Annotated in this window: 12 protein-coding genes; 6 read left to right on the top strand and 6 right to left on the bottom strand. The window is 61.6% G+C overall.

The genetic code is table 11. The features are described 5' to 3' along the window. Positions 1 to 73 precede the first annotated feature (73 nt). Both J6524_RS21515 and J6524_RS21510 read left to right on the top strand, forming a co-directional pair. A complete protein-coding gene (locus tag J6524_RS21515; protein WP_225674144.1) occupies positions 74 to 1,315 on the top strand; it encodes an alpha-hydroxy acid oxidase in 1,242 nt (413 codons plus the stop codon). A 279-nt stretch (positions 1,316 to 1,594) separates the two neighbouring features. Further along, the gene (locus J6524_RS21510; RefSeq protein WP_225674141.1) at positions 1,595 to 2,575 is read left to right on the top strand and encodes a Bug family tripartite tricarboxylate transporter substrate binding protein; all 981 of its coding nucleotides are present in this window, start codon (positions 1,595 to 1,597) and stop codon (positions 2,573 to 2,575) included. 1,554 nt (positions 2,576 to 4,129) lie between these two features. Here the strand turns inward: J6524_RS21510 and J6524_RS21505 are convergent. From J6524_RS21505 to J6524_RS21480, 6 genes are all read right to left on the bottom strand, one after another. Further along, on the bottom strand, positions 4,130 to 4,453 hold the full coding sequence (locus J6524_RS21505; RefSeq protein WP_225674622.1) for a hypothetical protein: 324 nt from the start codon (positions 4,451 to 4,453) through the stop codon (positions 4,130 to 4,132). A 578-nt stretch (positions 4,454 to 5,031) separates the two neighbouring features. Then, positions 5,032 to 6,396, bottom strand: a complete 1,365-nt coding sequence (locus J6524_RS21500; RefSeq protein ID WP_225674139.1) for an HlyD family type I secretion periplasmic adaptor subunit — start codon at positions 6,394 to 6,396, stop codon at positions 5,032 to 5,034. 22 nt (positions 6,397 to 6,418) lie between these two features. Beyond that, positions 6,419 to 8,239 (bottom strand): type I secretion system permease/ATPase, encoded by a 1,821-nt coding sequence (locus J6524_RS21495; protein ID WP_225674137.1) that lies wholly within the window; start codon positions 8,237 to 8,239, stop codon positions 6,419 to 6,421. Between the two features lie 11 nt (positions 8,240 to 8,250). Continuing rightward, positions 8,251 to 12,837: a hypothetical protein gene (locus tag J6524_RS21490; protein ID WP_225674135.1), complete on the bottom strand. Its 4,587-nt coding sequence runs from the start codon at positions 12,835 to 12,837 to the stop codon at positions 8,251 to 8,253. 72 nt (positions 12,838 to 12,909) lie between these two features. Then, entirely contained in the window at positions 12,910 to 13,389 is a 480-nt protein-coding gene (locus tag J6524_RS21485; protein WP_225674133.1) for a hypothetical protein, read from the bottom strand. A gap of 117 nt (positions 13,390 to 13,506) precedes the next feature. Further along, on the bottom strand, positions 13,507 to 14,124 hold the full coding sequence (locus tag J6524_RS21480) for a sigma-70 family RNA polymerase sigma factor (protein WP_225674621.1): 618 nt from the start codon (positions 14,122 to 14,124) through the stop codon (positions 13,507 to 13,509). Between the two features lie 1,004 nt (positions 14,125 to 15,128). On the opposite strand from J6524_RS21480, the gene J6524_RS21475 reads away from it, so the two are divergent. The 4 genes from J6524_RS21475 (at position 15,129) to J6524_RS21460 (ending at position 20,121) form a co-directional block, all read left to right on the top strand. Continuing rightward, on the top strand, positions 15,129 to 15,311 hold the full coding sequence (locus tag J6524_RS21475) for a hypothetical protein (RefSeq protein WP_225674131.1): 183 nt from the start codon (positions 15,129 to 15,131) through the stop codon (positions 15,309 to 15,311). Between the two features lie 160 nt (positions 15,312 to 15,471). Continuing rightward, positions 15,472 to 16,722 (top strand): beta-barrel domain-containing protein, encoded by a 1,251-nt coding sequence (locus tag J6524_RS21470; protein WP_225674128.1) that lies wholly within the window; start codon positions 15,472 to 15,474, stop codon positions 16,720 to 16,722. 4 nt (positions 16,723 to 16,726) lie between these two features. Beyond that, a complete protein-coding gene (locus J6524_RS21465) occupies positions 16,727 to 19,306 on the top strand; it encodes a peptidase domain-containing ABC transporter (protein ID WP_225674126.1) in 2,580 nt (859 codons plus the stop codon). A gap of 434 nt (positions 19,307 to 19,740) precedes the next feature. Beyond that, the gene (locus tag J6524_RS21460; protein WP_225674124.1) at positions 19,741 to 20,121 is read left to right on the top strand and encodes a hypothetical protein; all 381 of its coding nucleotides are present in this window, start codon (positions 19,741 to 19,743) and stop codon (positions 20,119 to 20,121) included. The last annotated feature ends 1,961 nt before the right edge of the window (positions 20,122 to 22,082 follow it).

Here is a 22,082-nt window from a genome sequence, read left to right as displayed (position 1 = left end):
TTATCATCGCTAATTATTTGCGGTGATGGCGGGGCGCATTCTATGACGAGCTACGCAATAAGGACGCTTTCTCATGACGGGCGATCTTCGCCGCTCTTCATCACGCGCGCACGCCTGGGGTGCAGGCAGCGGAACTAGTCCCGAGGCTCGCTTGCGGCAGCGTTTGCCTACGCTGGATGACATCGAGCGCCGCGCCCGCCGCCGCATCCCGCGCTTTGCCTTCGACTTTCTCGAGGGCGGCACCGGGAGCGATCTCAACACGCGGCGCAATCGACTGGCGCTCGACGCGGTGGAATTGGTCCCCCGCTACGGCAATCCCGGTCCCGTCCGCATGGACGTCGAACTGTTCGGCGTGCACTGCGCCGCGCCGATCGGCATTTCTCCCGTGGGCGTCGACGGCATCATCTGGCCCGGCGCTACGCAGATTCTCGCGCGCGCCGCCGGCAAGGCGCGTATTCCCTATATTGCCGGCTCGCTCGCCACTGCTGCGATCGAAGAGGTCGCCGAGCTCGCAGGTCCCTATGCCTGGTTTCAGCTCTACGGCCTGCCCGCCAACGATCATGCCGTTACTTTCGATCTGATCAAGCGGGCCGCTACGGCCGGCGTACGGGCGCTGGCAGCGACACTGGATGCGCCGGTACGCTCAAAACGGCCTCGCGACCTGCGTAACGGCCTGGTGGTCCCATTCCGCCCTACGCCGAAGACTATCCTGGACGTCGCGCTGGCGCCGTCGTGGCTGCTCGCGCTCGCCACAGCGGGGACCCCGGCCTTTCGCAACATGGAGCGCTACGTCGAAAAGCCGGCGACGTTGGCGAATACAGCCGGCTTTGTGCAGAGCCAGATCAAGGGCACGTTTTCGTGGGATGTGCTGAAACGGATGCGGGATGCCTGGCCGGGGGCGCTGGTCGTGAAGGGTGTCATGCATCCCGACGATGCCGAGATGGCCGTTGCAACGGGAGTGGACGGCATCCTGGTTTCCAACCATGGCGGTCGGCAATTCGATGCGGCGCCTGCCGCGATCGATGTCCTGCCCGCCATCGTCGCACGCGTCGGCAGCAGAGCCACCACCCTGTTCGACAGCGGCATCCGCTCGGGCCTCGACGTCGCCCGCGCCCTCGCGCTTGGCGCCCGCGGCACATTTGCAGGCCGCGCCTTCCTTCTCGGCCTCGGTGCGCTCGGCGAGCACGGCGCAGACTATGTAGCCGGGCTGTTGAAGGAAGAACTGGAAACCGCGATGGGGCAACTGGGCGCGCAATCGCTCGAGGCGTTGACGCAACTGCCACGTCGCAATCGGGACGCTTTCGATTTTACTTAAGTCCGCGAAAGCTACGCCGGCGACAGCGATTGGCGTTCTAGAACCCGTTCGCCGTCGAGCGATCGCAGTCAACTGCCCAACCAGACCCTGTTTTTGAGACGCTTTGGTAAGTCCCGAGACTCGACGGAATCGAGGTGCGTCAGTCGCTTGTCCAGAATTGGATCCCAAGGGCGCCCAAGTGCGCCGAGGAAACGTTCGGGTACGTACAGGGCGCGCGTCACGTGGACAGGCTTGTCCGAGTGGACACGGTCCGCCGGCCCCTACCCTTTGAGGACGCCAATGTTTTTCCGCTCCACTGCCATTGCACTTTGCACGTTGTCTGCTCTCGTCATGCAGGCCGATTCGGCGATCGCAGACAATTATCCTTCCCGTCCAATCACATTGGTGGTCCCCTTCCCGGCCGGAGGCGCAAGTGACGCAATCACACGTATCCTCGCCGACAAGCTGGGAGAGGCCCTCCGCGTCACGATTGTGGTCGAAAACAAGGGAGGCGCCGGCGGGAATATCGGCACGAACAGTGTGGCGAGGGCTGCTCCGGACGGCTATACCCTGCTGCTGAGCTCTTCAGGCCCGCTCGCCGTCAACAAGACGCTGACGGCTGATCTTCCCTATGATCCGGAGACCGCGTTCGAGCCGATCTCACTGATCTCGACAATGCCCAACGTTCTCGTCGTCAATCCGGCCAAGATTCCGGCGTCCAACGTAAAGGAATTTATCGACTTTGCGAAAGCGAGCCGAGAACAGATCTCATATTCGTCGATCGGCAATGGAAGCTCGCAACATCTTGCCGGCGTGCTGTTTGAGCGCCGGACCGGAACGCGTTTGCTTCATGTCCCCTACCGCGGGGCCGGCCAACTAACCGTCGATCTTGTGTCGGGCGACGTGCCGGCCAGCTTTCAGCTCATACCCAACATTGCGAGCCAGCTGCAGGCCGGTCAGGTAAAGCCACTGGCCGTAACCAGCAAGCAACGCAGCAAGGCGCTTCCAGACGTTCCCACCATGGCGGAAGCGGGAATTGCGGATCTGGAATCCTCTGCTTGGTTCGGCCTGCTCGTTCCCAGGGGGACGCCCAAACCGATCGTCGACCGGCTTCACAGCGAGGTGGTCAAGATCATGTCCAATCCGGCGGTGCAGAAGCGCATGATCGATATCGGAGCCGATCCGATCTACACGAGCCAAGCTGAGTTCAAGGCCCTGATTTCAGCGGAGGTGATCAAATGGCGAAGCCTCATCAAGGAGGCTGGCATCTCCGGCAACTAACGACAATTCGGCAACGATGGCTGCAATTTTGTTGCTCATCGTTGCAGGCTCCCACCAATGCAGGACTAGGTCCAGAACTCGTTGATCATATCCAGAGGTCGATGGCTGCGGCGCTTCGAAATGACACAATAATAACCTTGTCGCCTAGCATCGCTTTACGCACCGCCGCTCGGTTAGCCCACGGAATTGTCGGCCCGTATCGTTGCCCGGGATACTCTCGATGCAAGTCACCTTGATGAAGGCAAGATTCATTAGGGGCAGAGCGGCTGCACGTTAATAGCACACGCCATCCGGATTGCTCTCAGTTCGGTATTCTCCGACTCGTGCACGATTGAGCCCAAACATTCCTCCAAACCGCTTTTCTGGAGCAAACGTCAGAATGCTGCATTTGGCCCAATAGCCGTTCACGAGGCCGGCGCCTCGGACTTTCATGATCTGCGATGCGAGACCGTTCGGCGGTCCGGCTCCATCGAGCGGAAAGGACAAATTGGAATTCTGGGATGTTGCGGTCAGCTTCAAGGAGAAGAGCCCCGCCCGAGCAGATCGGATGGGCATCGAAGCTGAGTCACTCGTTATCCTTGCAGCTGTGACCAAGGGAGCGTGTAGCCCTTCCCGCCTTCGTCGTCGAGCACCCTTGCATAGATCGCCGCGTAAGTGCACTGGTTCAAATAGGGACAATAATGCTGGCCAAATGGCGGGGTCGATGTACTGCCGTGGCGTGGGAGAGCAGCGCGTTGGTTGTCCGATCTGTTCGCCTTAATACCCTATTCTACGATGATGGCGTGATAGACCTGCCCGAGTAGCCTCCGCGGTATATACGCGCCAAAAAATTTGGCTGGAGAAGAGCTGCTTACATAGCGAACTCAGCAGCTTAAGTGCTGGCTGGGGCGGGAGGGATCGAACCTCCGAATGGCGGAATCAAAATCAGTTTGATTATCTACTGATTTCGAGGCGCATTTGGAAAAAATGCCGAAAACGGCCTCTAATGATATCAACAACTTGGCAGCCGTTTCCAAATGAAAAAAATCGCCCCATGACCGTGCAAGCGCAATATTTGGTCACGGTCCGTCCCTTTGCGGGCACATCGACAGGCGCAGTTGGCGCCAAGTCGTGCCGCCGGGTTACGTTCGTAGCGAGCCCAATTCCCGCCGCTCAGGCCTAGCTCCATTCCGGCACACGCCCAGACTACAGACGAGGGTCCCTAGTGCTTCCGGGATACGCTGCTTCGACGTAAATATGGCGGTTATTCGTCTTCACGACCCGCACGGGATTGCAAGGCGTGGTGGAGCGGACGGCGGAGCGGTGAAGCGCGCCCGTTAAAGGCTCGCGCGTCAGCGCAGACCGCCCTTTGGGGCGGCGCAGCGCAGCGTTCCTCGATCAGCGGGGCTCCACTCCACAACCCGCATGGTCTGGCGCCGTTTAATGCGATCGAGAGCGCGGTGTCCTCATCCGGGGCATTCCTGGCACGCGCCTTTACTAGGGCGGATCGGGAAACTGAATGTCGTCGCTATGTCTCGCAATTTGAAGTCCGGCCTCACATCAGCACCCCGCTTGTCAGAAACCGGTGTGGCTTGCAACAAAGTCCCTGACGTGTTCGGGTACTGGTACGCCATCGATATAGCAGCGGGCTTGAATATCTTCGGCGACTTGATTGGAAACATCCTCGATCCAGTGCTCAAGTGTGTTGAAGGCCATGACGCGAACCGGGGCGTTGAATTGGCCGGTTAGGAGATCGGAGATGGTCGTTTCGAGGTCGTCCCGCTCGATCTGTTTTTCAGGGCAATCACTGCGTGACGCTCCGAAACTATCGAACACAAGGTAGACGGTCTGATCAGCGCCGTAAGGCACTACCGTCGGCAACCAATTTGGCTTAGGCATCGCCACGTTGCACTCCTTCGATGCAAGTTACTGAAACGTCTGGCATGCTACTTCTAGTCGGAAGCCGACAATCTGGATGCACTGTTGCGCAAATTTTCGTACAACATTTGATGGCTGCCTTTCATCGTCAAGCAGCCCCGGCATGATTGCCGAGTCGCACGCCGTCGCTATCAGGCTTCCTTTCACGCGATCTTTATGTCCGACATGGGTCACAAGCGGCGGGTCAAAAGGATCGCTGATGCGAAGTCCGGTCCGCCCTCAATACCAGACCAGCCGCAAGCGACGAAGTTGGTCGGCTTGGGGCCGCGAGCTGACATCAGTCCGGTCGCTACTTCCGTTTCGTCCCAGGGTCGGACCCTGGTCAGCGCGACTCGGACAAGGGTGCAGCGCCGTCCACGACCTGACGGAAGATCTGCGTTCGGCCCCCTAGTCGACCGAGGCGGATTCATTTTCTGTCGATCCGCAAGCCTATAGCAGAAGCAGTGGATACCCAAGTTGCGCATCGCGCCACGCGCTCGAACTCCGTTCGTCACGCATATTCGCGGTGCTCGGGATTGACGACCAGATTGCTCGTTCATTCAGGTTTCGCGGAAAGCGCGGGAGAAGCTATCGAAGGCCGGCTTCATGATGTACTCGAAAAACGTACGCTCTCCGGTCTTGATGTAAATGTCGGCCGGCATGCCGGGTGTCGGGATGAAATCAGGCATGCGCTTGAGAATATCGTCTTGGTCTAGGCGCACCCGAACCACATAGAATTCCCGACGCGTGTCACTCGCATGGCGTGTTTCGGCCTTGATCTGTACTTGCTCCGCCAACACGTCCGCTGACACATAGATGACGCTTGCGCCGACCATGGGCGTGATGCGCTGGTTGAGCGCCGACAGCCGCACCAGCGCCTCCTGACCTACGCTCACGTGCGAAATGTCGTTGGGACTCACATGTGCCTCGATGACGCGCTCTTCGCCTATCGGTAGGAGCTCAAGCAGCACGGCGCCAGGAGAGACGACGCCGCCCGGTGTATGGAAGTTTCTCTTCACCACGATGCCTCGAACCGGCGAGCGAACGTCGACGCGGTCGACGATATCCTGGGCGGCGCGAATCTGCTCCTCCACGTCATCCAGGTCCGCTTCGGTCTCGCGCAGCTCCTTGATCGCATCCCGGAGCGCCGTCGAGTGGAGCTGGGCTATTCTTTCGTTCGCCTGAGCGATTCTCTCCTTCGAGTCGGCGATGCGGCCAAGATACTCGCCGAGCTCTCCCTCGAGACTCGCCTCGGAGCGTTGCAGCGCCAGCACATCTGACTTGCGGACCAACTGCTGGCGAAGAAGCGAATTCTTGTCCTTCAGCTCTTCGGCGAAAAGGGCAATACGCTGCTGGGTGGACTGCACTTGAGCCTGATATCCGCGGATGCTTTCCTCCAGCCCGGCGATTTGCTTCATGAGTACGCCTTCCTGGGTAACGAGACTAGTCCGGCGTGCCCTCAGTTCGGCACGTTGCCGCTCAAGAAGCGCTTTGATTTCCGGATCACGTGCGCTCGCGCTGAATGCTGCGGGAGGTTCGATTGTCTCTGAAGAGCTCATTTCAGCTTCGAGACGCGCCTTCATGGCGAGCAGCCGATACTTCTTTAAAACCAACCGCCTCAGCTTGGCGTTGGCAGCGGTGTCGTCCATGCGAACGAGCACCTGGTTGGCCTCCACGGCATCACCGTCCTTTACCGCAATCTCGCGGATGATGCCGCCCTCAAGGTGCTGGACCAGCTTGTTCTGTCCGGTAGCCACGAACGTGCCCGAGGTGACTACCGCACTGTTCAGTGGAGCGACTCCGGCCCAAACACCGAAACACCCTAGCCAAACGACCAGCATGGCGAGGCCGGTAAAGATGGGCCATTTGGCGCTCAGCGGGACGCCGCGGTACCACTCACCGGTGCTGTCCTTTTTTGCTTTCATGCTGTCCTCCCGCGCGGTCACCTCACGGGCCAGAGGATTCGATGCGTTGCGGCTGCTCCGGCTTACCTGCGGCGGCTCCACCGGGCGACCGAACCAGGCGATGCAGCACGTCGCTCGGGGATCCGAATGCTTCCGCCCGTCCGGCCCGCAGGATGAGCACTTTGTCCACGCTGTTCAGCAGCGCCGGGCGGAGGGTTACCACCACCGCGGTGACCCTCCGCTGCTTGGCGCGCTGCAGGGTCTCGGTCAGAGCCAGCTCGCCCGCCGCGTCGAGATTCGAGTTGGGCTCGTCGAGGACGACAAGGCACGGATCACCGAAGAAAGCCCGGGCGAGCGCGATGCGCTGCTTCTGTCCCCCGGAGAGCGGCCCGCCCCCGCGGTCGAGCACGGTCTCGTATCCTTGCGGCAGCTGACAGATCATGTCGTGGATGCCCGAGAATATCGCCGCCTCATAGATGCTCGCGTCGGGCAGGTCGTCCCGCATGCGGCAGATGTTCTGCTTGATCGTCCCGGGAAATAGCTCGACCTCCTGGGGCAGATAGCCGGTGTATTCGCCAAACTGGCGGCGATCCCAATTGCGCAGCTCCGTTCCATCCAGCCTGACCTTACCGGCGGTCGGCACCAGACAGCCCACCAGAATGCGCGCAAGCGTCGACTTGCCCGACCCAGACGGTCCGACAATGGCCAGAGACTCTCCGGGCGCGAGCTCGAGCGACACACTATTGAGCACCGGCTCCTTCGAGCCGGGCGGCAAATACAAGACCCGATCCACGGTCAGGCGCCCTTGCGGCTTGGGCAGGCGCAGCTTCGGCGTCTCGCGCTGGAATGACTCGACTGCCTGCTTGACACGCTGATAGGCCGATCGCGCCTGAACGCAGCTGCGCCATCCCTCGATCAGGCCCTCGAGCGGCTGCAACGCGCGGCCAACGATGATTGCGGCCGCGATCATCATGCCGCCGGTGATCTCGGCGTTGAGGGCCAGATAGGCGCCCACGCCGAGGATCGTGATCTGGGTCACGAGCCGGACGAACTTCGACGCACCGCTGATCCAGAAATTCCGGTCAAGGGCCTGGCTCTGCACCGTCAGGGCCGGCGCCTGCCGGCGACCCCAATGAAGAATGCTCTCGCTCAGCATTCCCATCGCATTGATCACCTGCGAATTTCGCGCCAGCGACTCGGCCGCCGCATCGGCCTCAGCAGCATGCAGGCCTGCCTCGCTAAGACGCTCCGAAGTCGCCTTCTGGTTGAGCACCGCAATCAGCACCAGCGCCAAGCCTGACACGACAGCGATTAAGCCGAGATCACGGTGAATGAGAAATATGACTCCGAAGTAGAGGGGCGAGAGCGGCGCGTCCATCAGCATAAGCATGACGGGGCTCGAGATGAATCCCCGCACCTGGTGAAGGCTACGAATCGCCTGGATGGTCCCGCCCTCGCCCGCCCTGGCGTTGTTGATGCTGCTCGCCAGCACTGCACCGCCGAGCACCGCCTCCATCTTGGTCGCAAAACGCCCCAGCACCTGCCGACGCAGAATGTCGATGATCGAGAGGATGCCGATGAACGCCAGCGCGAGAGCCGAGAGCATCAGCAGTGTTTCGACGCTGCGGCTCGTCAGCACGCGATCGGAAATCTGGAACAGGTAGATCGGCAGCGTGAGCATCAGCAGATTCACGACGACCGAAAATGCAGCGACCGCAATCAGGTTCGTGCGCGCGACCGAACGCCAGGTGGCCAGCGGGTTGACAGGTCCAACATAGTCGCGGGCCTCGCCGCCGGGTGCGACGCGAAGGTGATCTGCAGAATGGCTGCGCGGCGGATTGTCCAGTATCTCGACGGCCGCCATGTTCGCCCCCGCTATAGGATAGCAAGTTCAGGGTCTGTTGGCTGATTCGTATCCACGATCTCAGGAGGCGGCGGCGCAGTGTCAGACGCCGACGCGGCGTCGGCCGAAGAGCCCGTATCCTGCGGGGGAGCTGCGCTGTCGCTGCTAAGGTTAACGCCGTAATCGGTGTACTCGGTTCCGGTGTGCAGAGCATTTTCTGGTGGCGGTGGCTCATCCTTCAAAGCGATCACGTCGCCTGCGGCCTCATCGACCGGCGCCGCATCCGTAAGAGCGTCGTTGGCCACGGTCCCGCTGTCGACCGGATCTGACACGTCGCTGGCCGGATCGCTCGCGGCGGCAGCTATTGTCGTCGGCGCCGGCTCGCTCGTTTCAACCACCGGCGCCGCGTCCGCAAGAGTGTCGCTGGCCACGGTCCCGCTGTCGGCCGGATCTGACACGTCGCTGGCCGGATCGCTCACGGCGGCAGCTGTTGTCGTCGGCGCCGGCTCGCTCGTTTCAACCACCGGCGCCGCATCCGCAAGAGCGTCGCTGGCCGCGGTCCCGGCGTCGGCCGGATCTGACACGTGGCTGGTCACGTCGCTGGTCGGATCGCTCACGGCGGCAGCTGTTGTCGTCGGCGCCGGCTCGCTCGTCTCTGGCGCCGCATCCGCAACAGCGTCGCTGGCCGCGGTCCCGGCGTCGGCCGGATCTGACACGTCGCTGGCCGGATCGCTCACGGCGGCAGCTGTTGTCGTCGGCGCCGGCTCGCTCGTCTCAACTGGCGCCGCATCCGCAAGAGCATCGCTGGCCGCGGTCCCGGCGTCGGCCGGATCTGACACGTCGCTGGCCGGATCGCTCACGGCGGCAGCTGTTGTCGTCGGCGCCGGCTCGCTCGTCTCAACTGGCGCCGCATCCGCAAGAGCATCGCTGGCCGCGGTCCCGGCGTCGGCCGGATCTGACACGTGGCTGGTCACGTCGCTGGTCGGATCGCTCACGGCGGCAGCTGTTGTCGTCGGCACCGGCTCGCTCGTTTCAACGACTGGCGCCGCATCCGCAACAGCGTCGCTGGCCGCGGTTCGGGCGTCGGCCGGATCTGACACGTGGCTGGTCACGTCGCTGGTCGGATCGCTCACGGCGGCAGCTGTTGTCGTCGGTGCCGGCTCGGTCGTCTCAACGACTGGCGCCGCATCCGCAAGAGTGTCGCTGGCCACAGTCCCGGCGTCGGTCGGATCTGACACGTCGCTGGTCGGATCGCTCACGACGGCAGCTGTTGTCGTCGGCACCGGCTCGGTCGTCTCAACGACGGGCGCCGCATCCGCAAGAGTGTCGCTGGCCAGGGTCCCGGCGTCGGCCGGATCTGACACGTCGCTGGTCGGGTCGCTCAGGGTGGCAGCTGCTGTCGTGAGCACCGGCTCGGTCGTCTCAACGACCGGCGCCGCATCCGCAAGAGTGTCGCTGGCCAGGGTCCCGGCGTCGGCCGGATCTGACACGTCGCTGGTCGGGTCGCTCAGGGTGGCAGCTGCTGTCGTGAGCACCGGCTCGGTCGTCTCAACGACCGGCGCCGCATCCGCAAGAGTGTCGCTGACTGCACTTACTGGCTGTGCCGCGTCACCGGTCACGGGCGCAATGGTGTCGCCTACGTCATCGGCCAGCGTAGCCGCAGCGTCGGTCACCGCCGCCAGCACCGGCTGCGTCGTCGCCTCGACCGGCGCGATCGTGTCGTCGACGTCATCGCTCAGCGTAGCCGCGCTGTCGGTCACCGCCGCCAGCACTGGCTGCGCCGTCGCGTCGACCGGCGCAAGCGTATCGTCGACGTCATCGCTCAGCGTAGCCGCAGTGTCGGTCACTGTCGCGAGCACCGGCGCCTCGACCGGCGCAATCGTGGCATCGACGTCATCGGTCAGCGTGCTTACGGTGTCGGTTGCCGTCGCGAGCACCGGCTGCGCTGCCGCATCGACCGGCGCGATCGTGGCGCCGATGTCATCGCTCAGCGCACCCGCGGTGTCGGTTGCCGTCGCGAGCACCGGCTGCACTGCCGCCTCGACCGGCGCGATCGTGGTGTCGACGTCATCGCTCAGCGCAGCCGCGGTGTCGGTCGCGGTCGCGAGCACCGGCTGCACTGCCGCCTCGACCGGCGCAATCGTGGCGCCGACGTCATCGCTCAGCGTAGCCGCAGTGTCGGTCACGGTCGCGAGCACCGGCTGCATCGCCGCCGCGACCGGCGCGATCGTGGCGCCGACGTCATCGGTCAGCGCACCCGCGGTGTCGGTCGCGGTCGCGAGCACTGGCTGCATCGCCGCCGCGACCGGCGCGATAGAGGCGCCGACGTCATCGGTCAGCATGCTTACGGTGTCGGTTGCCGTCGCCAGCACCGGCTGCACCGGCGGCGCGACCGGCGCGATCGTGGCGTCGACGTCATCGGTCAGCGTGCTTACGGTGTCGGTTGCCGTCGCCAGCACCGGCTGCACTGCCGCATCGACCGGCGCGATCGTGTCGTCGATGTCATCGCTCAGCGCACCCGCGGTGTCGGTCGCGGTCGCGAGCACTGACTGCACCGCCGCCTCGACCGGCGCGATCGTGTCGCCGAGGTCATTGATCAGCGTGGTTCCAGTGTCGGTTGCCGTCGCGAGCACCGGCTGCACTGCTGCCTCGACCGGCGCGATCGCGTCAACCACGTCATTGGTTAAGGTGCTTCCGATGTCGGTTGCCGTCGCCAGCACCGGCTGCATCGCCGCCGCGACCGGCGCGATCGTGGCGCCGACGTCATCGGTCAGCATGCTTACGGTGTCGGTTGCCGTCGCCAGCACCGGCTGCACCGCCGCCGCGACCGGCGCGATAGAGGCGCCGACGTCATCGGTCAGCGTGCTTGCGATGTCGGTTGCCGTCTCCAGCACCGGCTGCACCGGCGGCGCGACCGGCGCAATCGTGGCGTCGACGTCATCGGTCAGCGTGCTTACGGTGTCGGTTGCCGTCGCCAGCACCGGCTGCACTGCCGCATCGACCGGCGCGATCGTGTCGTCGATGTCATCGCTCAGCGCACCCGCGGTGTCGGTCGCGAGCACCGGCTGCGCCGCCGCCTCGACCGGCGCAATCGTGGCGTCGACGTCATCGCTCAGCGTAGCCGCAGTGTCGGTCACCGTCGCCAACACCTGCTGCACCGGCGCCGCGACCGGCGCGATCGTGGCGCCGACGTCATCGGTCAGCGCACCCGCGGTATCGGTCGCGGTCGCGAGCACCGGCTGCATCGCCGCCTCGACCGGCGCAATCGTGGCGTCGACGTCATCGGTCAGCGTGTTTACGGTGTCGGTTGCCGTCGCCAGCACCGGCTGCACTGCCGCCTCGACCGGCGCGATCGTGGCGCCGACGTCGTCGGTCAGCGTGCTTACGGTGTCGGTTGCCGTCGCCAGCACCGGCTGCACCGCCGCCTCGACCGGCGCGATCGTGGCGCCGACGTCATTGGTCAGCGTGCTTACGGTGTCGGTTGCCGTCGCGAGCACCGGCTGCACCGCCGCTTCGACCGGCGCGATCGTGGCGCCGACGTCATCGGTCAGCGTGCTTACGGTGTCGGTTGCCGGCGCCAGCACCGGCTGCACCCCCGCCTCGACCGACGCGATCGTGGCGCCGACGTCATCGGTCAGCGTGCTTACGGTGTTGATCGCCGTCGCGAGCACCGGCTGCACCGCCGCCTCGACCGGCGCGATCGCGTCAACTACGTCGTTGGTCAAGGTGCTTACGGTGTCGGTCGCCGTCGCGAGCACCGGCTGCACTGCCGCCTCGACCGGCGCGATCGTGGCGCCGACGTCATCGGTCAGCGTCCCCGCGGTGTCGGTTACCGTCGTCCCCGCGGTGTCGGTTACCGTCGCGAGCACCGGCTGCGCTGCGACCGGCGCGATCGTGCCGTCCACGTTATGGGTCGGCGTGCTTAGGGTGTTGGTCACCGTCGCGAGCACCGGCGGCGGCACCTCGACCGGCGCGATGCCTCCCACCACGTCATTGCTGAGACTGCCGACAGCTCCAAGCAGGGGAGCGAAGCCGATCATCGACGGGCTGAAAGAGTCGCACGTTGGACTGAACGGATTCGAGCGTTGACCCACCTTGCATTTGAGTGCCTCCGAGGTGGGAATCCGCTGGTAGCGGGTTGACGGAACTGTCTTCGATTGAGGTGTGAGCGTTATGATGGCGGGACTCGGCATCATCGCCGCCCCCGTCCCCTCGGTGGCAACAACTTGGCTGCGGGCGGGGCTCGGCTTGAGCGCATCGTCATGCGGCTGCGCCAAAAGCCCCGTCGGATCGAGTTGGGCCGCACGCGCCTCCGACGAGGCGGCGGGCCTTTTGGCCGTCTCATCCTCTGCGCGCGTTTTCGCACGATCAATCGCCGGCAGATGGTCATTCGCCTCCTGCGGCGCGGCGCCTGCCTGAACCTTTTTGGCGACCTCCTGCTCGGCCGCCGCCGGTTTGAAAATGCCGACAAGAAACTCGTCGCGGGCAATCAGCGGGGCAATGAAGAACGGCCAGGTCAAGAAATTGAAGGAGCCGGATCGCTTGTCAGCACGCTGTACCCCGGCTTCGAAGATTTTCCGCTCTTGTTCGAACAGTTCGCGTTTTTCTACTTCGTTCATGACTGCCGCCTTTTCTCGTTCGAATCAGAAACTACTCTCGCGCATTCCTTGGCGGGCGGATCTTTCGGCGCATCAGGCGTCCGTGTCGTGCGATATGTCCGCAGGCATGTGAAAGTGCCCTCCCTCGAAGTGATCCGCGGGACCCATCTGGGCGATGGCGTATTCGAGCGCGTCGTCGGACGACATCGAAGCGAGCGCCACCTGCATGTCACTCGAATGATCCGGACCATGGGAGCCGAAATCACCATGTGAGAAGTCGAACTTGGCCAACGCGTCACCCGGGTTACGATAAGTGTCGCCCTTGCCGTAGTCGTTGGATGGCTCGGGGTCGCAATAGTCCTTTTGCGGCGGGCCGTCGTCGTTCTTGGCGTCCTTCCAGCCACTATCGTGCTGGAAGTAGTCCTCGCGAGGCTTGTGATCGTCGTTCCACTTGAAGTGCTCGCCGTTGCCGCGGTCGTCGAGCGTGGTTGACTTGTATTCCTCGCGTGGGACGCCGATTTCCGGAGTCTTTGCCAGCCCGAGAATGCTCGTAACCCAACTCAGGATAGACATGGTTTCGCTCCTGACTGCGCGGTTGCGACGGGCCCATGCCTGCTCCGGATCCCGGCGCCCTCACCTACTGTCGTCGACGCGCCCCGATGGATGCAGCGCGCAAAACAAATTCACGCCTCATTCGAGCTGCCGCCGCATGGCCACGAGTTCTCTCCGGATCCACGCCTTGACCGTTCCCACCGGAACGCGGAGGTATTCGGCGATCTCCTCATGCGTACGCCCGTCGATGATCGCCAGAAGCAGGCTCGCGCGGCGCTTTGGCTCGAGTTGATCGAGCATGGTCCGTAGCGTCATACTGTCTGGGATGCGAGACGCGGGGTTCGAGACCGTCTGTTCCCGCTCGCAGACGGCGTTCAGCGTGTGGTCTTCGAGTACGAGTTCCCGCCTGGCGTTCTGCTGCATCCTGAGTGCTGTGTGGCGGACGATAGCGTAGATCCAGCCCCGCGCGGATCCGCGTGCGGGATCGAAGCTTTTGGCACATCGGAGAATTTGCGCGAATGCATCGTGGATGACGTCCTCCGCACGCGACCTGTCGTGGACGATCCGGTGCGCCACCGCGCGCAACTGATCCTTCTCCCGGGCGTAAATCTCGCCGACGGCAGACTGCGATCCAGCGGCGCACTCGATTAGCGCCGTTTCGTAATTGAGAGCCGTCTCGGAATGGCGATATGTGTGATCCTGCGCCGCGCTTGGGGAAGACGCTTCATTTGTGAAGCACGCGCGTTGGTGGGGCACGGTACGCAACCCCTTTTCCGTGCAAGGCAATACTGATGACTTGCACTTCCCGAGTGCACAATGAGCTGTTTGTGAAAACCTAATCAGCGGCGACTACTTCATTCATTAAAAATTGTTTCGATCTGCGCCTTCACAAACTCGTGACGTCATCATCGAGGCACAAACCGGCGTCTAACAGTTCATGCTCGCTTGCTGGGCGAGCCGCGGTGAGCGGCGATGTGAAGTTCGCTTGTTGCATCTTTTGGAGGTAACGGAGGGCGGTTCGGCGTCGTGCTCTCCTGTTCAGCCATAGAAAAGCAGTAGCAGATCACGTTTGCCTCTCCACGTCTGGCGTTTGCGAACTGACGTCGATGATCTGAAGCGAAACGTCTTCAACCTTCTCATTGAGCTGGGCCATCGTCAGCGCTTCTGCTGCAAACTCTTCTCCCGCCCCTGAAAAATGGTAGACACAAGTTCGTTCCGCTAAGTGGGCTTATAGCTCCAGAGCACGCTTTGCATCCCGTGCGAGCTTTCCAGTCTCATTCGCAATCCCTTTCAGAAAGATCGATGTCCCTCTCCTTCACATTTCAGGAACGTGGTCAGGCCTGCGACGAAACCCAAGCCCTTGCAATCGGCACGCCTGGTTGCGCGGCTATCTCACGATGAATGCAATCATCGACATAAGCTACGACGCCAAGACGAGGCTCGCGCGCTTCTTGGTGGCGAGCCCCGCCAAGTGTCGCAACGCGTTCTCCTCCGGAAACGCGAAGTTGCAGCCCTGCCGCCGTCGAAGATCGCCATCAAAACCCGATCGTCGACCAGCGCGCCGGCGAAGCTGCGCTAATCGCAAGTTTAAGGCGCGATTCCATACAGCGCTGTAAATCCAAAATGAAACGAGCACCCAGCACGTGCCGCACAGAAATCTGCGCGCCAGTGCATCCAGATTGGCGGCTTCCGACTAGAGAGTACGTGGTAGCCGTTAGTACGGCGCCATCAACACCCAAGAGAGTACAAAGGAGAGTAACATGCACGAACTTACCCATCCTGTTGAACTGCGCGACGAGGAACTCGACCTCGTGGCCGCCGGCGGAGACAAGCGCGGCCACGACAAGTGTTGCGACGGCGACAACACACAATTCGGCTTGGTCAACGTCAACGACACAAACATTGGAGTCAACGTCCTCGGGATCCAGGTGCAATCTACGTAAAGATGATGTGCGCGGGCGAACCGCTTCTCCATGGCGGGGGAGCGGTTCTCCACCGCATTAGGCGGTACCCGTCCGCAGCCGTGGCGCGGCGGAGAGACTACTACCCGCAGCCCTCAAATTGACGAATGAGCGCGTAGCAACGTAGCAATAAGGTGCGTCCATGGCGGCACGGCCAGCTCTATTTCGCCAGGAAGCAATCGACTTTCTGCATCAACGCCACAGCTGGGGCGAGGTCGTATCGCTGCAGCCGATATCGAGCACGATCCTCAGCTGGACTCTTGCGGGCCTTGTTGCATTCATTTTGGTTTTTATCTCGATCGCTCAATACGCGCGCAAGGAAACCGTCACCGGTTATCTAACTCCGACCTTCGGAGCGGTCAAAATTTTGGTGCCGCAACAGGGTTTCATCAAAGAACTCCACGTCAAGGAGGGTCAGGAGGTTGCCGAGGGCGACCCGCTCCTGACCATCGTCACTTCCCAGATCAGCGCCAACGGCGATGACGTCAATGCCGCCGTTCTCGCAGCACTGGCGCGACAGCGCGAGGTTGTCGAGCGACAGATCGCCGCGGAAGAGCGCCGGACCGCCTCGGAACACGAGCGCCTCGCTTCTACGATCAAGGGGATCGAGGGAGAGATTTCCCAACTTGAGGACCAGCGCAACATCCAGAACGAACGGCTGAAGCTTTCCGAGAGTTTTGTATCGACGGGCGCTACGCTAATCGCGAAGGGGGCGTTGCCAGCCGTCGAGCTGAAGCGCCGCGAGCAGGCGGCGCTTGAGCAAGCGCAGAGCTTGGCGTCGCTCGATCAGCAGATCACTGTACGACGCACCCAGTTGAGTGACGCTCAGCATACGCTCGAGCAACTTCCGACCGTTGCCGCAGAAAGGCTTCGCGTCCTGCGCAGCGATCTCTCCTGGATCGAACAGCGCACCGCCGAGGTGGACGGACGGCGGGCCTACGTTATCACGGCGCCGACGAGTGGGCGCGTGTCCACGGTGCAGGCGACCGTCGGCAAGGTCGCTGATCCAAAGCATATGCAGCTCGAAATCATCCCACTTGATTCGAGCTTGCAGGCGGAGCTGTTCTTTCCGACCCGCGCGTCCGGATTCGTGCGCCCCGGCCAGCAGGTCAGGATACTTTACGATGCATTTCCCTATCAGAAATTCGGCACCTACCGCGGCACGGTGGCAAAAGTCTCTCACACGATCCTCACCGGCAATGATGCTACCGGGCCGATCACCCTCCAAGAGCCGGCGTACCGCGTGACTGTGCTTCCCGAGCGGCCCGACATCGATGCCTATGGGCGCAAGATGCCGCTTCAGCCAGGCATGCTGCTCAAGGCCGACGTGATCCTTGAGCAGCGCACGCTGATGCAGTGGCTGCTTGACCCGCTGTTGAGCGCAAGGATGTAGCCGCATGCAGGGACTGTTGAATTTCAGCGGACGCGGGTTCCTCCCGGTCATCAGGCAGACAGAGGCAGCAGAATGCGGGCTGGCATGCCTTGCCATGGTAGCGTTCTATCACGGTCATCGAACTGACATGAATAGCCTGCGGCGGCGGTACGCAGTCTCGCTGAAGGGCGTCACTCTCCGCGACCTCATGGAGATAGCGGCTCACCTGGGCCTGGCATGCCGGCCGCTGCGAATCGAGGTTGACCATCTGGGCCAACTGCGTCTGCCGGCGATCTTGCACTGGGACATGGATCATTTCGTTGTCCTGAAGGCGTGCAAGAAACACGGAATCGTGGTTCACGATCCGGCCGCCGGCGAGAAATGGTTTCCCATCACCGAAGCATCGAGACATCTCACCGGAGTCGTACTTGAACTCTCACCCACAGAAGAGTTCTGCCGCACAGACCAGAGAGTGCGATTACCGTTTTCAGCATTCTGGAGCGGAATGAGGGGGAACTCTCATGTCTTAACGCAAATATTGGTTCTCTCGGTGGTCATCGAGATCCTTATCCTCGCCGCTCCTTTCTACATGCAGCTCACGGTTGACGAGGTTATCGCCAGAGGCGACGTCGATCTTCTGCTCGTACTCGGGCTTGGATTCGGGCTACTCGTCCTGATCAAAGTCGCGTCGACTGCGACCCGCTCGTTCATTGTTCTTCTTCTGCAGAACACGCTGAGCTTTCAGATCGGCGCCCGGCTGTTTCATCATCTGGTGCGTTTGCCTCTCTCATTCTTCGAAAAACGGCACATCGGCGACATCCTGTCGCGCTTCGGCTCGATCGAGCCCATCCGCAACATGCTCGCGGAGGGACTGATCACGGGCTTGATCGACGGCCTGATGTCGGTGCTCATGCTGGGGTTGATGTTCGCATACAGCGTCCAGCTCGGATTCATCGTCCTGTTCGCGTTCGCGCTGTACGCCGCCTTGCGACTAGCTCTCTTCAGGATGTTCCGACAACGGAGCGAAGCGGCCATTCACAGCAAGGCACAGGAGAACTCCAACTTCATCGAAACCGTGCGGGCGGTGCAGAGCCTGAAGCTGCTCAACCGAGAAAACGAGCGGGAGAGCCAATGGCTGAACCGCTATGCTGAGTATGTAAATGCCAACGTGCGGCTAGGCCGGGCGAGGATCAGCTTCAAAGCCATCAATGACACCATATACGGCCTGGAGAACGTAATCACAATCTACCTCGCCGCTCGCCTCGCACTAGACAACCTTATCTCGGTTGGCATGATATTCGCGTTCGTCAGCTACAAGCTGCAGTTCGCCGAACGGACAGCGCTGCTAATCGAGAAGCTGGTGGAACTGCGCATTCTCGGACTGCACTTGGAGCGTCTCGCCGATATTGCGCTCACCCCCCTAGAGCGAGGGCACGACCAGGATCTGTCATATGTGCGACCGATCCTCGGCTCGATTGAACTGCGCAACGTGTGCTTCCGCTATGCAGAAGCAGAGCCCCTGATTCTCAACAACGTCAATCTGAGCGTTGCTCCGGGACAATTCGTGACGATCATGGGACCTTCCGGCTGCGGCAAGACAACTCTGGTCAAGATTATGCTTGGGCTGCTCGAGCCAACGAGCGGCGAGGTCCTGATCGACGGCCTTCCGCTAGGCCAGATCGGACCACGCGTTTATCGCGAGCACATTGGCGCGGTGATGCAGGAGGATCAGTTGCTGTCAGGATCTATTGCCGACAACATCTGCTTTTTTGAGACAACATTCGATCGGCAATGGATGATCGAGTGTGCGCAGATTGCCGGTATCCACGACGTTATCATGGCAATGCCGATGAGCTACAATAGCCTCATCGGTGACATGGGAAGCTCATTATCCAGCGGGCAGAAACAGCGAATACTGCTTGCGCGCGCGCTCTATCGCCGACCAAAGATCCTGTTTCTGGACGAGGGCACGGCACATCTGGACACCGAAAAGGAAAAAGAAATCAACGCCAATCTCCAGCATTTAAATATGACTCGTGTGAGTATAGCACACCGACCCGAAATCGCCCACGGAGCGGATATGATCATCCGTCTTCCCGCGGCAGCCCAGCCGTCTCAGGTCGGAGTTATAGGCCGCAGACCAGCAGCGGCGCCTGCGCGCGATGCTGGTCACACCGGGTTTGCCGCCGAAGGTGCGAAATCGACCAAGCTCGCGCAGGGCCACGACGGCTGCTCCGATGACGGCCGCAAAGGCGACAATTCGAAGCATGCCGGGAAATCCGACTACTCGAAAGGCGGCAAGGGCGAGTGCTCCAAGCAGGATGGTGACTGGAAGGACGCCATGAACTGCCAGCCGCAGAAGGACTACTGCAACCCGAAGCTGTCCAACGACTGCGGCAAGGGCGACATGTGTCGTAACCCGGGTGAAGCGCTGGCCAAGCTCGACCTCTCACATGGTGATTTCGGCTCGCGTTGTCCGGATCATTCGGGTGATATGCAGGGCTCGGCGCGTCCAAGTGGGGATGGTTCGGAGGGTTTCCTGCGTGTCGCCCCGGCAGATCCAGCCAGAAGCGCGGGCCGCATCCGCGAGACTTCGGTTCTTTAGCTTGGGCGAGACGCCCTTTGATCCGCCGGCTGCGCTATCCACCCACCCAGCTACTGGTCTCAAGACTGCCTTAGATGAAGGAAGCGACTTCAGGTGTCTCCCCTGGGAAACCCTGCCTGACAATCCACCTCCATCCGATAACGGTTCAATGAGCTTTGCTAGACAAGATGATCGCGCCATTGCGAAACGTTCCTGCGGAACTCCGGATCGCTCCGCATGCGCCGTTCAGCCTCTACCCCAGGCGTGGATCATGGGCTTCGGCGACACCTTTGCGGTGGTGGGCATCGTGTTGGTGCTGGCCGGCATTGCTCTTCTCATGACGGGCGAGCCGAAGGGCGCCACCAGCGGTGGCGGTCATGAAGGTCCCGACTGTCGCACAGCAGAGGCTACAGCCATGCCGTTCGAAGCGCATCCGAACTCTAGCTGCGCTGCCTATGTCCGTCTTCGGCGCGCCTACTTCAGGTGGTCCGGCGAATGGCGAAGAGGACCCCAAACCATGTTGCCCTGTGGACAGCCACCTTAGAAAGGAACGATCCGAGCTGTGTGTCTTTTTGCGGCTGAAGCGTTTCAACCAACTGGTTCAAGACTATGTGCTGTCGCCAGCTGCAGACAATGCGAACCCTTATCTAACGTTGTCAGATGGCCTTTTGACCCGCTACAACGCTGTTCGCGGCGACACCGTGGATGAACCGATCGCAGAGATCAAGATGGGGTTCATAACTTCCAGCCATGCCGCGCTAATCAAGCCAACGCTAAAGAACAAACGAAGGAAGCGAGGCGAGCCCAAAACCAAGACCGGCCGCCGGCGGCACTGACGGATCGCAGATATGGAAAGGCGCCGATCTATTTGCTTGGCACTAAGAGCCCCAGCTCCGGGATGTGGAGCTGAGGGCTCCTGAAGGCCAAGCTCTTCACCCAAAGGGCCACGCCGAAATCACAGCACCGGGTCAAGGAGGCCCTTTTCGCTGACCCGGAACGATATTCACGGCGCCAATGTTAACGTGTGCATTCAAGCCAACGAGGAGCCGCCATGATCATTCGCCTTGCCTGCCTTGGAGCCTGCCTCATGGTGTGTGTTCTAGCCGAACCAGCTTTGGCCACGGGCGGATGCGGCATCGGGTGTAGCAGCACGTCTGAAGGAGCTTGTGTCCGCGACGGATGGCAGCAAGGGCTACCAGTTCGGAACGTGTGCCCGGCCACATCCCAGCCATCTCCCCCTTGCGGGCCATATCACCGATGGAGTCGGCAATCCATGATGTGCGTACCGCGCTGAACCGACCGGGTGTGACAGGCACGAAAAAGCCCGCCGCGGGGATTGAGTCAGCGGCGGCTCTACCCATTACTCTCGCGATATGATGCCCCGCAAATTGCGTTCATCCGGTATTCAGAGCATCTTGATATGCGCAGCCAGTCTGGTCGGGCACGCCGGCGAGCATCTGGTCAGATCGGAGACGTCCATGATCATGCGGCCTTCGCGATAGTATCGGGGATATTGTCTTGCGGCCTGCGCCTGTGGCGGCAGGTATCCGTTTGGATAGCAGACGCCGTCTTCCGCGAGATCCCATCCGTGTCCGCAGGGTGGCCGACTACAATTACTAAACGGGCGTATGCGGCGGGCGCCGATGTTAGGTCTAACTTCGGTCACTCGAAGATGGGTGCCTAAAGCCCCGCTCAGAACTTTAATTACGCCTTGTGCCGACGTTCGGCTCGTCCCGCTAAAATCTCGAAACCGAGAGCAAGAACGCCGCAAGCGACAAGGGCAGATAACGCCATTGCGAGAACCATCGTGAGCATGAGACCGTCTCCCACTCGGTGACTCGAATTTTCTTTAAAAGAGCTTCATCGACCCAAATAATTAAGAAAGCGTTAATACCACAAACGCCTGCCGGTAGTTCTACGGATCGAGATGTTGGGGAGTACGATGGAAGTAAATGTCGAAGGAGGCTCTGATGCGCATTCTGGTTTTGGCGATCGGGATGGTCTCAATAGGGCCGGCGGCCTCCCAGACGTACGATCCGGCCAATTCGGTTTGTCTGCGCTTGTACGACCGGACCAACTACTAATGATGCGATTATCGAAAAAAATCGCGAAGATCGCGGACGTACCGTTGTGATGGACCGGTAGACTACTCAACTACGAGCGAGCTGCCGCTCACGCGAGAAGGGGCTTCCGGCCGAGATCGCTGACGCGGCTGCGCGATTGGCGCACCAGCCCGCTATCGATCATCACATGAGAAAAGTTTCGCCCCAGGTCAGAGCGACTCACTTTTACGGAGCCGGCTTCAGAGTCATTGTCCGCCGCGTGATGCCGCATTCGTGGCGTCGGAGATCTCCCGGTTAGCGGCGGAGCGCTCACTGACGGCCTATCCGCGGAGAGCGGGAGACGGCTCCACCCGCCCGGGGCCTTCTCCATTCGCGGGGCAGCTGTCCCTGCCGTCTACCCTACTGCTCAAGGTGAGATCGCGCAGGAGCGCCGGCGACCGCAAAAACTGTCTTTCCAAGATCTCCTCGCACAATCACGACCCCCGGGACTTCGAGAGGCCCAGTTACCTTCGACGCGGTTCCAGTCCATGATGAAGCCTCTGGTTTGGTATTAGCGGTTAACGGCTTGGCGGGCCTCGCGTTCCTGGATCGTGCGTGCAGGGTCAGAAGAGGCTCAATGCTCTGTCGGATTCTTCTGCATCTTGACGACCAGCAGTTTCTGTTTGCCGCAGATGCGCCCCCGCTCGCCGTTTCGACGCCGTTGGTAAGCAAGATCGAGGAACGTGAACGCGATC

Origin of the sequence: Bradyrhizobium hereditatis (assembly GCF_020329435.1) — a bacterium.
Lineage (GTDB): Bacteria > Pseudomonadota > Alphaproteobacteria > Rhizobiales > Xanthobacteraceae > Bradyrhizobium > Bradyrhizobium hereditatis.
The sequence above is the reverse complement of the archived record's forward strand: the minus strand, read 5'-3'. Positions and strand labels throughout refer to the sequence as shown.

Coding starts and splice junctions, on each gene's coding strand:
- J6524_RS21500 (WP_225674139.1), bottom strand. CDS start 6,396: ATGAAAGCAAAAAAGGACAGCACCGGTGAGTGGTACCGCGGCGTCCCG.
- J6524_RS21495 (WP_225674137.1), bottom strand. CDS start 8,239: ATGGCGGCCGTCGAGATACTGGACAATCCGCCGCGCAGCCATTCTGCA.
- J6524_RS21470 (WP_225674128.1), top strand. CDS start 15,472: ATGGCGGCACGGCCAGCTCTATTTCGCCAGGAAGCAATCGACTTTCTG.
- J6524_RS21505 (WP_225674622.1), bottom strand. CDS start 4,453: ATGCCTAAGCCAAATTGGTTGCCGACGGTAGTGCCTTACGGCGCTGAT.
- J6524_RS21475 (WP_225674131.1), top strand. CDS start 15,129: ATGCACGAACTTACCCATCCTGTTGAACTGCGCGACGAGGAACTCGAC.
- J6524_RS21515 (WP_225674144.1), top strand. CDS start 74: ATGACGGGCGATCTTCGCCGCTCTTCATCACGCGCGCACGCCTGGGGT.
- J6524_RS21485 (WP_225674133.1), bottom strand. CDS start 13,389: ATGTCTATCCTGAGTTGGGTTACGAGCATTCTCGGGCTGGCAAAGACT.
- J6524_RS21510 (WP_225674141.1), top strand. CDS start 1,595: ATGTTTTTCCGCTCCACTGCCATTGCACTTTGCACGTTGTCTGCTCTC.
- J6524_RS21490 (WP_225674135.1), bottom strand. CDS start 12,837: ATGAACGAAGTAGAAAAACGCGAACTGTTCGAACAAGAGCGGAAAATC.
- J6524_RS21460 (WP_225674124.1), top strand. CDS start 19,741: ATGTCCGTCTTCGGCGCGCCTACTTCAGGTGGTCCGGCGAATGGCGAA.
- J6524_RS21465 (WP_225674126.1), top strand. CDS start 16,727: ATGCAGGGACTGTTGAATTTCAGCGGACGCGGGTTCCTCCCGGTCATC.